The sequence below is a fragment of the Aldersonia sp. NBC_00410 genome, from assembly GCF_026342035.1.
Taxonomy (GTDB): Bacteria; Actinomycetota; Actinomycetes; order Mycobacteriales; family Mycobacteriaceae; genus Aldersonia.
Window position 1 is genome coordinate 160505 of record NZ_JAPENM010000010.1, and the last position, 16769, is coordinate 177273.

General features: G+C 67.0%; 2 protein-coding genes (1 of these 2 cut by a window edge). Both read right to left on the bottom strand.

The genetic code is table 11. The annotated features are described in order from the left end of the window. Positions 1-13728, bottom strand: coding sequence for a non-ribosomal peptide synthetase (locus tag OG921_RS22210; protein WP_266114708.1), 13728 nt, complete (start codon positions 13726-13728; stop codon positions 1-3). Beyond that, positions 13725-16769, bottom strand: the end of a protein-coding gene (locus OG921_RS22215) for a non-ribosomal peptide synthetase (protein WP_266114709.1). Its footprint extends 13548 nt past the window's final position; 3045 of the gene's 16593 nt are visible here — the last part of the coding sequence; its start codon lies beyond the right edge, outside the window; it ends in the stop codon at positions 13725-13727. Before OG921_RS22215 ends, OG921_RS22210 begins: the two co-directional genes overlap by 4 nt.

The following is a 16769-nucleotide window of genomic DNA, read 5'->3' on the forward strand; positions in this document are numbered from 1 at the left end:
CTAGCCGACGTTCCCGTCCGAGACCAAGATCGGACCGACAAAAGCGAGCGCATCGATGCCGAGCAACTCACTGTGCCGCGCCGGCACCGGATGGTTGACAACTCCGTCGGTGACGTAGGGATTCCACTTCGCCGCGGCATCGGCGGCGGTCGGGTGCTCGATTTCTGCACTCACGTACTGCAGGGCACCGCGATACACACCGGGGCGATGGGCGCTCGACAATGTCGCTGACCGAACGGCAGTCGCGTAGAGCCGCTGCACTTGGGCAATGGTCACGGTCGACTCCGCGCCGAGCGCGGCGAGGACCTTCGCGGCCTGCTCGTCGTTCAGGTTGGTGATCTCGCGCGCATCCCCCGCCCCGATGCCCCCCACCTCGATGCCGGCCGCGGCCAGTGTGTCCGCGAGTTCGCTCGTGAACACGTCGAGGTCGATGTCGTGCACGCTGTCCAGCATCGTCAGCGACTCGACTTCGGCCCCCTCGGCTTGCAGCTGCACCGCCATCGCGTGCGCGATGACACCGCCCAGCGACCAGCCGAGCAGACGGTACGGTCCGCGCGGCTGGACTGCCCGAATTTCCGCGACGTACCGCTGCGCAATCGCATCGATGGAATCCGGCACCCAGTCCGCCTCGAGCAGCACCGGCGACTGCACGCCGTAGACCGGCCTGCCGGCCGGGAGGAGTTGGGCGACGGCGGTATACATCCACGCCAGACCCATCAGCGGATGAATGCAGAACACGGCGGCCGCGTCCGCGTCGCCGCCGCGAAGCGGCAGTACGACGTCGAGGCCGACGGTGGCGGTGGCCGAACTGGGTGCGGTCAACTGCCGCGCAACCGATCCGACCGTGCGACAGGCGAACAGCCACTGCAGCTGGAACTCGGCGGTGCTCACGTCCGCAAGCGGCAGGGCACGGATGCGGGCCGCGACCCGGCCGGCGGAGAGCGAGTTTCCACCAAGCGCGAAGAAGTCGTCGTCGAGACCGACCCGCGGTATGCCGAGTACATCGGCGAACACGTCGGCCACCGCGAGTTCGACAGCCGTCTCCGGTTCCCGGAACGGGCGGTCGCTGACGAACTCCGGCGCGGGCAGTCCGTTACGGGCCAGCTTCCCGTTGGGTGTCAGGGGTAACGCGTCGAGGACGACGATCGCATCGGGCACCATGTAGCCGGTGAGGAACTCGGCCACCACGCTGCGCAGTTCGGCCGGATCCAGGGCTGTCCCGGACTGCGGCACGACGTAGCCGACCAGCCGATCGTCGATACCCTCATCGGTACGCACGATCGCCACCGCGTGCGCCACACCGGCGCAGCCCGCGAGCACCGCCTCGACCTCACCGAGTTCGATTCGGAATCCACGCAATTGAACCTGCAGGTCACTACGGCCCGCGTACTCCAGGTGTCCGGCGCTGTTCCACTTGGCCAGGTCGCCGGTCCGATACATCCGATCGCCCGAGCCGAAGGGGTTGGCGACGAAGCGCGCAACGCCGAGGTCCGGCCGGCCGAGATACCCGCGCGACAGCTGCCGACCCGTGACGTAGACCTCGCCCGGAACACCGACTGGAACGGGTCGCAGTCGGTCGTCGAGCACGTACACGCCCAGGCCTGGCAAGCCGCGCCCGATCACGCTCGCCGGGTTGCGCACCATCTGCGCGTCCAGTTCGAGGAAAGACACGTGGACCGTCGTCTCGGTGATGCCGTACATGTTGACCAGCCGGGGCCCCGCGGGACGCCGTTCGAACCAGTTCCGCAAGCGTCGCAGGTCCAGCGCTTCGCCGCCGAATACGACGTGCCGCAGCGCGAGATCCGCGGCGCCGGAATGGGCGCGGTCGGCTTCGGCGAGCTGATAGAACGCTGCCGGTGTCTGGTTCAGCACGGTGACCCGTTCGCGTACGAGCAGCTCGAGGAACTCCTCGGGCGATCGCGCTGTGTAGTAGTCGACCATCACGACGCGGCCGCCGTGCGCGACCGCGCCCCAGAGTTCCCACACCGAGAAGTCGAAGGCGTAGGAGTGGAACATCGTCCAGACATCGGAATCGTCGAAGCCGAACAACGGCTGGCTGTTTCGCAGCAGTTCCACGACATTGCGATGGGTGACGGCGACGCCCTTCGGCCGACCCGTGGAGCCAGAGGTGTAAATCACGTACGCGAGGTTGTCCGGACGCAGCGGGCCGTTTCGTTCGGTGTCACCGATCGGATCGCTGGGCGTCGTGTCGTCGGTATCGACTCGGTGCACCGGAAGATCCGTAGCGGGGAACGCCACGATGTCGGCGGACGTGGAGACGACGCACGTCGGCGCGGAATCGGCGAGGATGAACTCCAACCGCTGGGCGGGGTGGCTGGTATCCAGGGGAACGTAGGCCGCACCGGCCCGCGCAGTGCCGAGAATTGCGACGGCTAGATCGGCAGAGCGCCCGAGCGCGAGCGCGACTCGGTCGTCCGGCCCGACGCCGGCGCGTATCAGTCTGCGCGCCAGGCGATTCGCACGTTTCGACAGCTCCGCGTAGCTGATCCGATCGGGTCCCGCGACCAGTGCTATCGCGTCCGGACGCGCCGCAACCTGTCCATCGAACAGGTCTACGAGGGTGACCTCGCTGCTGCCGGCGGCGGGACTCTGCCACCCGTCGAGCAGGAGTTCGCGCTCGCCCGGTTCGACGATATCGATGTCGCCGACCAGTCCCTCCGGCGCCGCGATCATGCGGTCCAGAACTGCCCGATAGCGACGTGCCAACTGCACAATGGCCGCCTCGTCGAACAATTCGGTCAAGTAGCCGACACGCAGTCGCAGCGTCGTATCGAGCTGGGCGATGACCGTCACCGGGTAGTGCGTCGCGTCGGCGGATTCGATACCGGCCAGTGACATGCCGTCGATCGAACTGGCCCCGGCCGCAATACCTTCCGCGTCGATCGGATATGACTCGAAGACGAACAGCGTGTCGAACGAGGCTGCGGCGCCCGCTGCCGCCGCGACATCCGCGAGTCGCACCGAATGGTGATCGAGCAAGCTCGCCTGTCTCGTCTGCAACTGTGTCAACACCGTGCCGACCGAGTCGCCGGGCTCGCACTGCACGCGCACGGGCAGCGTGTTGATGAACAGACCGACCATCTCCTCGACGCCGGCGAGTTCCGGCGGCCGGCCCGACACGGTGGTGCCGAACACAACGTCCCGGCGCCCGGTGAGCTTGCCGAGCAGCACACCCCACGCCGCTTGCACGACGTTGTTCACGGTCACGCCCGCGTTCGCGGAGAACCGCTGCAGCGCCACGGTTTCCGATTCCTCGAGGGCGAACCGGTACTCAGCGGAAAACGACGTGATCTGCCGCGCACGGTCCGCCGGGGCCAGCAGTGTCGGCTCGTCGACGCCCGCGAGCGCATCGCGCCAGGCGGCCAACGACGCCGCGGAGTCGCGCTTGGACACCCAGTCGAGGTAATTGCGGTACGAACGCGACGGCGGCAAGACGGACGTGTCGGCGTGCGTCGCGTACAGCACCAGCAAGTCTTTCATCAACAGCGGCATCGACCAGCCGTCGAGCAGGATGTGGTGATTGGTGATCACCAGGCGGTACCGATCTCGTGCGAGCGCGACGAAGCGGAACCGCACGAGCGGGGGCACCGCGAGATCGAAGCGCCGACCACGTTCGGCTGCCGCGATCCGGTCGAAGTCCGCGAGCGGATCGGTCGAGCCGGTGAGCTCGCTTTCGGTCCAGTCGATGTCGAGCCGGTCCAGCACCACCGACACCGGATCACCGGCCGAGCCCGTGACGAACGCGGTTCGCAGGTTCGGGTACCGGTCCAATACCGCTTGCGCCGCGGAGCGAAGCCGCCGCCGGTCGACCACGCCGTCGAGTCCGACGACGACCTGTGCCGTGTAGACGTCCACCGATTCCGCCGCCAGCATCGCGTGGAAGTACATGCCGGCTTGCAATGGCGACAGCGGCCAGATGTCCGATGGGGCTGCGTAGCAGCTCTCCCACCCGTCGATGTCTTCCTGGGTCACGTCGACCAGCGCCACATCCGACGGCGTGAGCCCACCCGATCCGGGCTGTTGCACGTGTGCGACCAGTGCGCACAAGGCCGCAACCCAGTGCTGTGCGAGTTCCTCGACATCGTGTTCGTCGAGCAAGGTGGACGGGTAACCGATGTTCGCGCGCAAGCGACCACCGACGACGACGGCGTTGATTTCGAGCGCGGCCATGGCTGGCATGTCGGGATCCGGTGTGCCGCTGACGTCACCGAGGTCGCCGGCCGGCATCCAGCCGGCATCGGCCAAGCCGTGCGGGACATCCTCGGCCGAGATTCGGCCGAGGTAGTTGAACATGATCTGACCACCCGAGTACGCCGCGAGTTGCGCGGCACCCTCCGGGTTGAGATATCGCAGCAAGCCGTATCCGACGCCGCGGTCCGGCACTGCTGCCAATTGCTCCTTGACGGCCTTGATCGCCGCTCCGGCAGCGGGTCCGGCGGCGAAGGCGTCGTCGAGATCGAGACCTGCGAGATCGAGACGGACGGGGAAGATGCTGGTGAACCAGCCCACCGTCCGCGATAGATCTGCTCCCGGTACGAGGCCCTCTTCCCTGCCGTGGCCTTCCAGCGTGAGCAACGTGGATTGCTCCTCGATGCCACGGTCGAGTCGCCAGCGCGTTACGGCGAGCGCGAGAGCGGTGAGCAGGCCGTCGTTCACGCCACCCCGAAACAGCCTCGGAATGGTCGTGAGCAGGTGCTCGGTGACATCTGCCGACGCGTCGACCGTCACCTTCCGTACTACGCCGGCAAGGTCGACGCCGGGGTCGAACCGGCGCGGACCGACCGACGGATCGTCGCCACCCAATGTGGTACGCCAGAACGGGAGTTGGGCAACGATATCGGGCTGCATTGCCCGCTCGGCCAGGGCGTGCGCCCAGCGCCGCATCGACGTCCCGACCGGGTCCAGCCGGACGTCCTGGTCGTGGCTGATCTGTCCCCACGCCGTAATGAAATCGGGAATGAGAATCCGCCAGGACACTCCGTCGACGACCAGGTGGTGGGCGACGACAATCAATCGCCCCGACCGCTCGCCAGATTCCGGATCGAGCCAGACGAACTGCACGACGACGCCCGCCGCGGGATCTATCCGGTCGAGCGCGCCATCCTGGGCCCGGCGGGCCAGTTCCTGCAGCGCCGACTCCTCGATGCCGGGGTCGAAAGCCGTTCGTGTGACGAGGGAATCGACATCGATCGAGCTTGGCGGGACCGTCAGGACCTGCGGAGTGCCCGCCACGGAGATAATTCGCGCACGCAGCATGTCGTGCCGATCCATAACCGCGGTCAGCACGCGGACGAGCGTCGATCGCTCGATACCGACCGGCAGCTTCAGCGCGACCGACTGGTTGTAGCGGGCGTAGCCCCCGCCGCGTTCGACCATGAACGCTGTGACCGGTGTCAGGGGCATCGGCCCGACACCGCCGCCTTCGAGTTCGGTCAGCACCACCGATGGAGCACCGGACTCGCCGGCGACCTGCGCAGCCTCCGCAAGACCCGCGACCGTCCTACGCTCGAAAACGTCCCGCGGCGCGAACGACACACCACGGGCCTTGGCACGTGACACAAGCTGAATGGACACGATGCTGTCGCCGCCGAGCGCGAAGAACGAATCGTCCGCACCAACCGAGTCGACACCGAGAACCTCTGCGAAGACGGCCGCGATAGTGCGTTCCAGCTCGGTCTCGGGAGCCCGGGACACGCGTGAACCGGCGAACCTGGGCGCGGGTAGCGCGCTGCGGTCCAACTTGCCGTTGACCGTCAGTGGCAGTTCCGCGAGCACGACCAGCGCGTCGGGAGCCATGTAGGCAGCGAGGAACTCGGCGGCATATGCCGACAACTCGGGCGGATCGATCGTGGCGCCGACGCGGGGCACCACGTACCCGACCAGCCGTTCTCCCGTCCGGTCGTCCGCCCGCACGATCGCGACCGCGTCCGCGACCGAGTCGTGACGCACCAATGCCGCCTCGATTTCACCCAGTTCGATTCGGAAGCCGCGCAATTGAACCTGCGAGTCGCTGCGGCCGACGTACTCGAGTTGACCGTCGGAGTTCCATCGGGCGATGTCGCCGGTGCGGTACATCAGCGCGCCCGGACCGTCGTGCGGGTCGGCGACGAACCGCACGGCGGACAGGTCGGGCCGCCGCAGGTACCCTCGGGCCAATTGGCCTCCGACGACGTACATCTCGCCGGGCACACCCACCGGCACCGGCTGCAGGCGCCGGTCGAGAACGTACACACCGAGGCCGGGCACCGCCCGGCCGATGATGCTGGCGCCACCGTGCACAGCGGCGTCATTGTCGAGTTCGATATGCGAGACATGCACCGTCGTCTCGGTGATGCCGTACATGTTGACGAGCACCGGGGAGTCGTCGCGATGTCGCTCGTACCAGCTCGTCAGCCTGCGCAGATCCAATGCCTCGCCACCGAATACCACGTGGCGCAGTGCGAGTGCACCCGACTCCGTCGTCTGCTCCATCGCGATCCGGTCTGCTTCGGCCAGTTGGTAGAACGCCGACGGTGTCTGATTCAGGACCGTGACCTGCGCGCGCACGAGGAGATCCCGGAACTCCGCAGGCGAACGGGAGGTGAAGTAGTCGACTACCACGAGCTTTCCGCCGTGCAGCAGCGGGCCCCACAGCTCCCACACCGAGAAGTCGAAAGCATAGGAATGGAACAGCGTCCAGACGTCGGTCTCGTCGAACCCGAACGCGTCCTGCGTATTCGAAAACAGGCGCACGACGTTGCGGTGCGGAATGAGGACGCCCTTGGGCCGCCCGGTGGAACCTGAGGTGTAGATGACGTAGGCAGAATTCTCGGGGCGCAAAGCACCGCGCCGGTCGACGTCGGTAACCCGAGAGCCCTCGAACGCTGTCAGCTCGGCATCTGTCAGGTCGACGACCGGGACCCCCGCGTCGGCCACGACCTCGCCCGAGTCGGCATTGGTGATCACGCACGCCGGCGCCGCGTCCGCCATCATGAAGCGCAGCCGTTCCGCTGGATAGGTCACATCGATGGGCAGATACGCACCGCCTGCCTTCAATACCGCGACCAGCGCAACGACGAGGTCCGCAGAGCGCGGCAACGCAACGGCGACGAGCGACTCGGGTCCAACGCCGAGCGAAATGAGCTTGCGCGCCAGGCGATTTGCGCGTATATCCAGTTCGGCGTAGGTGAGCCGCGCCGAGCCGTGGACGATCGCCACCGCGGTTCCCGAAGCCTCGGCGCGCTCATCGAACAGCTGAATCAGCGTCGAGTCCGCGACCGTGGTAGCCGGGGCGTTCCACTCACGCAGGACGAGTCGCCGCTCTGCGTCGTCGAGCAGCGTGATGTCGCCCGTCACGATCGAGGCGTCCCGTGCGACTGCCGCGAGGATCGCCTGGAACCTCTCGACGAACACGACCACCGTCGATTCATCGAACAGTTCTGTTGCGTAGGTGACGACGCCACGCAAGCCGGCGGGCCGACCGTCGGTGGTGGAGGCTTCCGACAAGGTGAACTGCAAATCGAATTTCGCGAGATCGAAGTCGAATTCGAGACTCACCGCCGTCGCGCCGGGCAGGGTGAGGGTCGTCGGGGCGAGGTTCTGGAACGTGAACATGACCTGGAACAGTGGATGGCGAGCCTGCGATCGCTCCGGATCGAGAATCTCGACCAACCGCTCGAAGGGCAGGTCCGCGTGCCCGAATGCACCGATATCCGTGCCGCGCACCTGCTCGAGCAGTTCGGCGAACGACTCGTTGGGATCCACCTCGGCTCGCAGCACCAGCGTGTTGACGAACATCCCGATCAGCTCGTCGAGTTGCTCTTCGCCACGTCCGGCGACCGGCGTTCCGATGGCGATGTCGGTGGTGTTGCTCAGCCGGGCCAGAAGCACGGCGAGCGCCGCGTGCACGACCATGAAAAGCGTCGCATTCTGGCGCCGCGACAGGTCGAGCAGACCGCGATGCACGTCGGCGGCTACGTCGAAGGACACGTTGCCGCCGTGATTGCTTGCCACTTGCGGTCGCGGCCGGTCGATTGGCAGTTCGATTTCGTGTGGCAGTCCGGACAAACGCTCCCGCCAGTACGCGATCTGCTTGGAAATCAACGATTCCGGATCCTGCTCGGAACCGAACGCCTCGCGCTGCCAGATCGCGAAGTCCGGGTACTGCACGGGCAACGGGCGCCAGCCCGGTTCATCACCGCGACGCCGGGCGTCGTAGGCGACGACCAGGTCGCGGGTGAGCGGGCCCATCGAGAAGCCGTCACCACTGATGTGGTGGACCACCGCGGCAAGCACGAACTCGTCCGGCGCTATCTCGAAAAGTCGGATCCGAAAGGGGATTTCGGTGGTGACGTCGAACCCGGCAACGATGAACTCCGAAACGGTCGCGACGGCGGCCTCGGCCGCTATCGACACCGGTGTGAGATCGGGGACCGCGTCGGCGTCCGAGCGTACAAGCTGATACGGAGTGCCGTCCTGCTCCGGGAACAGCGTCCGCAACGACTCGTGCCGCCAGACGACATCGGCGACGGCCGCTTGCAGCGCGGCAACGTCCAACTCACCAGTCAGGCGGATCGCTACCGGCAGGTTGTTCACCGCCGATTCGGGGTCGAGCCGGTTCAGGAACCACATGCGTTGCTGAGCCAGCGAAAGCGGCACTCGAGTCGGCCGGGGTCGCGGCGCGAGCAGGGCAGTAGGTCCCGGACCCGTGTGCGCTTCGGAACGGGCGGCCAAGGCCGCTACCGTCGAGGCCTCGAACAGCATTCGGACCGGGATTCGGGTGTCCAGCGCCGCGCCGAGCCTGGCGACCGCCTGCGTCGCGATGAGCGAGTTCCCGCCGAGGGCAAAGAAGTCGTCGTCGAGACCCACACGCCGGCCGCCCAGGAGGTCGGCGAACACGCCGGCCACGATCTCCTCGATCGGTGTTGTCGGCGCACGGAATTCCCGGCTCTCGAAGGTCGGCTCGGGCAGCGCGTTGGGGTCGAGCTTGCCGGACGGATTGAGCGGAAATGCGTCGAGCACAATCACGGTCGCGGGGACCATGTACCGGGGCAGGCGGCCGTCCAGCCACGCCACCAGCTCGTCACCGGAGACTTCGGTGCCGGGCAGGGCAACGACGTAGGCAACCAATTGGTCGCCGGTTCCCGTCGCTTTCACCAACGCAACGGACTGCTGCACCACGGGATTGCCGAGCAGTGCCGTCTCGATCTCGCCGAGTTCGATACGTTGGCCGCGGAATTTCACCTGGAAGTCGGTGCGCCCGATGTACTCCAGTACGCCGTCGCGGCGCCACCGCACCAGGTCGCCCGTTCGGTACATGCGCGCGCTCACCGGACCGAACGGGTTGGCAACGAACCGGTCGGCGGTGAGGTCCGGACGCGCGACGTAGCCGCGCGCGAGTTGGATTCCCGCGAGGTACAACTCGCCGGGCACCCCGTCGGGTACTTGTCGCAGCCGATCGTCCAGAACGAAGACCTGGGTGTTCCACTCCGGGCGCCCGATCGCGACGACCGGCTCCTGGGTCTGCTGTTCGCCGAGCCTCGCGGGCCAGTGGGTCACGGACACGGTAGCTTCGGTCGGGCCGTAGAGATTGTGCAGTGCAGCCGAACTCACCGCGCCGAAGGCGGCGACCGTCTCCGGCGGCAACGCCTCCCCGATTACGTAGACGTGCCGCAACGTTTGCAGTGCAACGGCATCGGCGTGCGCCGCGAACACGGCGAGCATCGACGGCACGAAATCGGTAACCGTCACCCGTTGCTCCGCGATCACCTGGCTCAGATACTGGGGATCGTGATGCCCGTCATTGGTGGCGAGGACGAGCGCCGCGCCCACGCGCAGAGGCATGAAGAAGCCCCACAGGGACACGTCGAATGTCGTGGCAGTCTTCTGCAGATACACGTCGTCGGTGCCCAGCCGGTATTCCGACTGCATCCATTCCAGCTGGTTCACGATCGCCGAATGCCCGACGGCGACGCCCTTCGGGCGGCCGGTGGAACCGGAGGTGAAGATCACGTATGCGGGGTGGTCGCCGCGCAACACGCCCGGCTGCTCGTCCGCGCGCAACGGCTGCGTCGAATGGGCGGAGAGATCGAGGGTGTCGACTTCGATGACAGGCACGTCGGATTCGGAGTCGAACGCGTCGCGCGCTGTGGTGAGCAGGCACACCGGCTGTGCCGTCTCGAGGACATAGGCAATGCGCTCGGCGGGATGGTCCGGATCGAGCGGTACGTAGGCTCCCCCGGCACGAACGACCGCGTACATGCAGACAACGAGGTCGACCGAACGTCGGACAGCCAACGCCACCAGCACTTCCGGACCGACGCCGCGCGAGATCAACAGTCGCGCGAGCTGGTTGACGCGCGCGGCGAACTCGCGGTATGTCAGCGAATCGCCCTCGTACACAATTGCTGTGGCGTCGGGTGTGCGCACACACTGTGCGTCGAAACCGTCGAGCAGTCGGGCGTCCGGCACGGCGAAGGCGGTCGCATTTCGCGCGACCAGGAGTTCGCGCCGCTCGGCCGCGTCGAGCAGCTCGACATCGCCGACCGCGCGCTCGGGATCTGCTGCGACCGCGGACAGAAACTGCACAAGCCGATTGGCGAGCAGTTGGATCGACGACTCGTCGAACAGATCGGTCGCGTAGGTGAACAGGGCACCCAGGCTTCCCTGCACGTCGTCATCCGGTACCGACACGGTCAACTGCAGATCGAATTTGGCCAGCACACCACCGAAGTCGACGCTCTCGACGTGTAGTCCCGGCAGTTCCAATTCCGCTGTCGCCATGTTCTGGAAGAACAACGCGACCTGAAAGAGCGGATGGTGCGCGGCCGTGCGCACCGGGTCGAGCACCTCGACGAGCCGCTCGAACGGTACGTCGGCGTTGGTGAAGGCAGCGAGATCGTCGTCCCGGACCGATACCAAGAGATTGGTGAACGGGCGCGCCGGATCGATCTCGGTCCGCAACACCAGAGTGTTGACGAACATGCCGACCATGTCGTCCAGAGCTTCGTCGCCACGCCCAGCGATCGGCGTCCCAATCGTGACATCCGTCGTCGCCGAGATTCGGCCGAGCAGCACGGCGAACGCGGCGTGGACGACCATGAACAGCGACGCCTCATGAATGCGACCGAGTTCCTCGAGCGCCTTGCGCAGCGCGTCGTCGATGCCGAACTCGTAAGTGGCGCCCGCATTGGATTCGACGGCTGGCCGTGGCCGGTCGATCGGTAGATCGATCCGATCGGGCAGGCCTTCGAGTCGGCCCCGCCAGTGGGCCAGCTGCTGGGCAGCAAGAGAATTCGGATCGTCCTCGGCCCCGAGCAGCGCCCGCTGCCACAGGGTGTAGTCGGCATATTGCACCGGCAGCGGCGGCAGTTCGGGCATCTTTCCGGCGCTGCGCGCCAGATACGCGCCGACGAGGTCGCGCACCATGGGCGCGAGCGAGGCACCATCGGCAGCGATGTGATGGATCACGATCACGAGGATGTGTTCGGTTGCACCGAGTTCGAGCAGGGCGATCCGCAGTGGGACAGCCTCGGTGACGTCGAAGCCACCCAACGCGAATTCGGTTATCCAACCTGCCGTTTCGCATTCACGAACGGTGATTGGTTCCAGATCGGTGAGGACTTCGGTCGCCTCGACGACGACCTGGTGGCCGACCCCGCCGTCCTCCGGGTACTTCGTACGCAGTGATTCGTGCCGATCGATGACGTCGCGCAGCGCGGCACCGAAAACGACAGTATCGAGCCGGCCCGTCAGCCGGATGGCGAAAGGAATGTTGTTGAGCGCGGACCCGGGGTCGAAACGGTTGAGGAACCACATTCGCTGCTGCGCAAGCGACAGCGGAATCCGTTCCGGTCGAGATCCGGCCACCAGGCGCGGCCGGCCGCCTTCGCCGCGCCGCCCCTGAACCGCAGCGGCGAGTGCGCTGACGGTGCTGGCCTCGAACACCGTCCGCGCAGGAATGCGCGCGTCCAGCATGGCACCGAGTCGAGCAGCCACCTTCGTTGCGATCAGCGAGTTTCCGCCGAGATCGAAGAAGTCGTCGTCGCGACCGACCCGTTCGAGCGACAGCACTGCGCCGAACACATTCGCGACAACTTCCTCGATCGGCGTCGCGGGAGCACTGTATTGACGCACGTCGAAAATCGGTTCCGGCAGCGCCTCCCGATCCAACTTGCCTACCGGGGTCAGCGGAATCCGATCGAGGACAACGACCAGAGCCGGGACCATGTGCGCCGGCAGATACCCGGCTACGAACTCGAGTACGCCGTCGGTGTCGATGTGCCGGCCGGCGAGGGGCAGCACATAGGACACGAGCGCAGCGGGCCCGGAGCGAGTTTCACGACCGACGGTCACGGCGAACGAGATATCGGGATGATCCGTCAGCGCGGCGTCGATCTCGCCGGGCTCGATACGGAAGCCCCGAATCTTGAGCTGGGCATCGTTGCGGCCGACGAACTCCACCGCGCCGGATTCGCGCAACCGGACGATGTCGCCCGTCCGATACATCCGCTCACCGGACTCGGACGAATACGGATTCGCGACGAACCGACTCGTCGTGAGGTCGCCACGCCCGTGGTAGCCGCGCGCCAACTGCAGCCCGGACAGATACAGCTCACCTGCCACACCGACCGGAACGCGCCGAAGCCGCGTGTCGAGTACGTGCGCCGACATGTTCCGGATCGCCGGTCCGATGGTGACCGGTTCGCCTGGGACGAGCGGATCACTGATATTGGTCATGATGGTTGTCTCGGTCGGGCCGTACCCGTTGAAGAACTCCCGGCCGGGCGCCGCCCATCGGTTCACCAGTTCCGGCGGGCACGCCTCACCACCGGCCACGACCACCCGCAGGTCAACGAGCCCGTCCGGATCGATCGACGCCAACGCGGCGGGTGTGACGAACGCATGCGTGACGCGCTCGGTGGCGAGCAGCGACGCCAGCTCGGCGCCCCCGTAGATGTTCGGCGCGACGATCACCATGGTCGATCCGGCACCGACCGCGAGCAGCAACTCGAGCACCGACGCGTCGAAACTCGGCGATGCGAAGTGCAGCGTCCTCGACTCGGGCGTCAGGCGGTAGCGCTCCCGCTGCTCCACACAGAAGTTCGCGAGCCCCGACTGGGTGACCACGACCCCCTTGGGCTTTCCCGTCGAACCGGAGGTGTAGATCACGTAGGCCGCATTCTGCGCTCGCAGCGGGCGCACACGATCTGCGTACGTCACGGATTCCGGTGATGCGGTGGCCAATTCGGCTTCGATCACGGCACCATCGAGGACCAGCCATTCCAACGACGTCGTCGCCAGCCCGTCCAGTGCCGCAGCGACCGTGATCCCGATCGCGACCCCCGAATCCTTCACCATGTGCGCAACCCGGTCGCGGGGATACCTCGGATCGATCGGGACGAACGCGGCGCCGGCCTTCGCGATCGCCCAGACCGCAAGGACGGACTCGATCGAGCGTGCGATACCAACCGCCACTCGATCGTCGGGGCCGAGCCCACGGTCGATGAGGACGCGGGCCAGACGCGACGACCGGTCGTCGAGATCTGCGTAGCTGACTTCCCGCCCGTCGAACGACAGCGCAGTTCCCGTGGGATTCGACTCCACTGCCGCGCCGAGCAGGTTGGGCAGCGACACGAACGTGCCGCGCCGCTTCCGGTCTACACCTCGGGCACTCGCACGCCGCGGCCGCTGCGGACGTGTCGGATTCGGCTCCCCCGAGTCCGTCATCGAGCGACCTTCCCCTCATCGTTGCCCGTCCGTGCGGACATTTCGGCGCGCAGCACGCTCAGTCCCAGCACCACCCGATCGTCGAACCACGCGTCGTCGGTCGGCAACGGCCCCTCGACCACGACCGCCGCCAGCAGTTCCAGCGCTGCGGGGTCCAGTGCCGCGACCACCTCGGACGATGCGAGCAGCACCGTGATCTCCGCGTCGTCCAGCGTATCTCCCGACACCGACCTGCCCGACGAAGGGATGACCGACGTGGCTCCGGCGGTGCCCGCAACCACGAGCTCGAGGAGCCCGGCCAGCACATTCGGTTCCCCGGCGTGCAGAGTGCGTGACTCGTAGTCGACGAAGGCACGTTCGCGAATGTGGCCGGCCAACGCAGCGAGTTCGACCACCGTCACCGCTCCGTCCCCTGTTGCGTCGCGGTAGGCGAGATCGCTCGCCTCGGGTGCACGCAGCCGGTGTGCGTGGGTAATCGGCCCGGCCGAACGCGTGGCGATGCGCTCGGCCATAGCGGGGTCGTCCAGCACGATCCACTCGACCGTATCGAGCGCAGCGGTCGCGGCCAGCCGATCGACGTGCGCTGCGGTCGTGATTCCGATGGTCGGCACGGACTCGGATGCTATGTCGACAGCCCGCGGGTCGACTGGCACGACCGCCGCGCCGGCCTTGAGCACAGCCCATGCGGCAACGGCCCAGTCGACGCCACGGTTCAGCGCGACCAACACACCGTCACCGGGTCCGCCACCGGCCTCGATGACGGCCCGCCCGAGTTGCGACGAACGCCCGTCGAGTTCACGGTAGGGCATCTCGTCCTCGCCGAAGCTCAGCGCCGGGGCATCCGGGTCGTCCTCGACGACGGTCGCCAACTGCTGTGCGAGGGCGGCAGCGCCGATGGACCCGGTGCGCACGGTGGCCGACTCCTCGGGGGCGGGCTCGAACAGCTGCTGTTCGGTTTCGTCGAGCACATCGATGTCGCCGACCACCGCGGCCGGATCTTCCGCAACAGCCTCGAAAATCGTCACCAGACGGCGAGCGAAACTGTCGACCGTCGATTCGTCGAAAAGATCGGTCGCGTAGGTGAACACTGCGCCGAACCCGGCCGGCGATCCATCGGATCGGTGCCGCGCTTCCACGGTGAGCTGCAGATCGAACTTCGCGACGGCCTCGCCCGGTTCGAGCGCCTGCACCGTCAGCCCAGCCACTTCGAGTTGCACCGGCTCCAGGTTCTGGAACACCAGCATGACCTGCGGCAACTGGCTCGATCGACCTCGTGCAGGCCGCACGGCGTCGACCACCGATTCGAACGGGACATCCGCGTTCGCGAAAGCCGTCAGATCCACTTCGCGCGTGCGCTCGACCAGGTCGGCAAAGGCCGCCTGCGGCGCAACCTCGGTCCGGAGCACCAGCGTGTTGACGAACATGCCGACCAGGTCGTCGAGGGCACGTTCACCGCGCCCGGCGATCGGCGAGCCGATGGCGATGTCGCTGCTACCCGACAAACGCGCCAGCAGTACCGCCAGCGCGGCGTGGATGACCATGAACAACGAAGCGTTGCGTTCGCGCGCGATTCGGTCGAGACCCACGTGCGCACCTTCGGGAACCTCGAAAGCAAACCGGGCGCCACGCAGTGACGGGACCGGCGGCCGGGGGCGATCGGTGGGCAGGTCGAACTGCTCGGCAAGCCCGGACAACGCCGTCGACCAGTACGCCAACTGCTGCGCGGCCACCGACTCGGGATCGTGCTCGGAACCCAACACCGCACGTTGCCAGAGCGTGTAGTCCGCGTACTGGATCTCGAGCGGCGACCAGGACGGGGCGGCGCCCCCGGCGCGAGCCGCGTAGGCGATCATCATGTCTCGCACGAGTGGGGCCATGGACGCGCCGTCCGCCGCGATGTGATGCACCACGAGGGTGAGCACGAGATCGTCCTCGCCCACCGCGAACAGTTCGACCCGCAGCGGCGGGTCCACTGTGACGTCGAACGGCCGTGTCACCAGGCCGACGACGCGGTCGCGCACTTCGGGCGCCGCGACGGGAACCGGAGTGAGATCGAAACGCACCTCCCCGGCAGGCAGGATCTCCTGGTACGGGGTGTCACCGGCCAATGGATACCTGGTACGCAGCGCCTCGTGCCGTTCGACGAGATCGCCGAACGCGCGCGCAAGCGCGTCGGCGTCGAGCTGGCCGGTCAGCCTGATCGCGAACGGGATGTTATACGTCGCGGCATCCGGATCTGCCTGATTGATCACCCACATGCGTTGCTGGGCAAGCGAAAGCGGAATCCGGTCCGGACGCGGGGCGCGCACCAGAGCCGGTCGGCGCGCACCCGTGGTGGCGGCACCGACACGTTCGGCCAGCGCCGCGACCGTCGACGCCTCGAAAAGCGCACGCACGCCGATGGACTTGCCGAGAGCGTCGTTCACCCGTGCGACCGCGCGGGTGGCGATCAGCGAGTTGCCGCCCAGCGCGAAGAAATCGTCATCGAGCCCGACCTGCGCAGCACCGAGCAATTCGGCGAACACGTTCGCCACCGTCTGCTCGATCGGCGTGCCCGGCTCGCGGTACGCTGCGCCCGTGCCGGTGAACTCCGGCGCGGGCAAGGCCTTCCGATCGAGCTTGCCGTTGGGTGTCAGCGGCAACTCGTCCAGGCTCAGTACGGCGTCCGGAACCATGTATGCCGCGAGAAACTCGGTGGCGTGCCTGCGCACGTCGGCGGCATCGACAGGCGAATCCGATTCGGCGACGACATATCCGACGAGGCGGTCGCCGAGCCGGTCGTCCGCGCGAACCGACGCGACCGCCTGTGCGACGCCCGGGTAGCGCAGCAGCACCGATTCGACCTCGCCGAGCTCGATGCGGAAGCCGCGAAGCTGGACCTGCTCGTCACTACGGCCGGCGTATTCGAGCTGCCCGTCGCGGTTCCAGCGTGCGACATCGCCGGTGCGGTACATCCTCGCGCCCGGCGCGGCGAACGGGTCGGCGATGAACCGGGCGCTCACCAGGTCCGGCCGCCCGACGTATCCGCGTGACACTTGCCC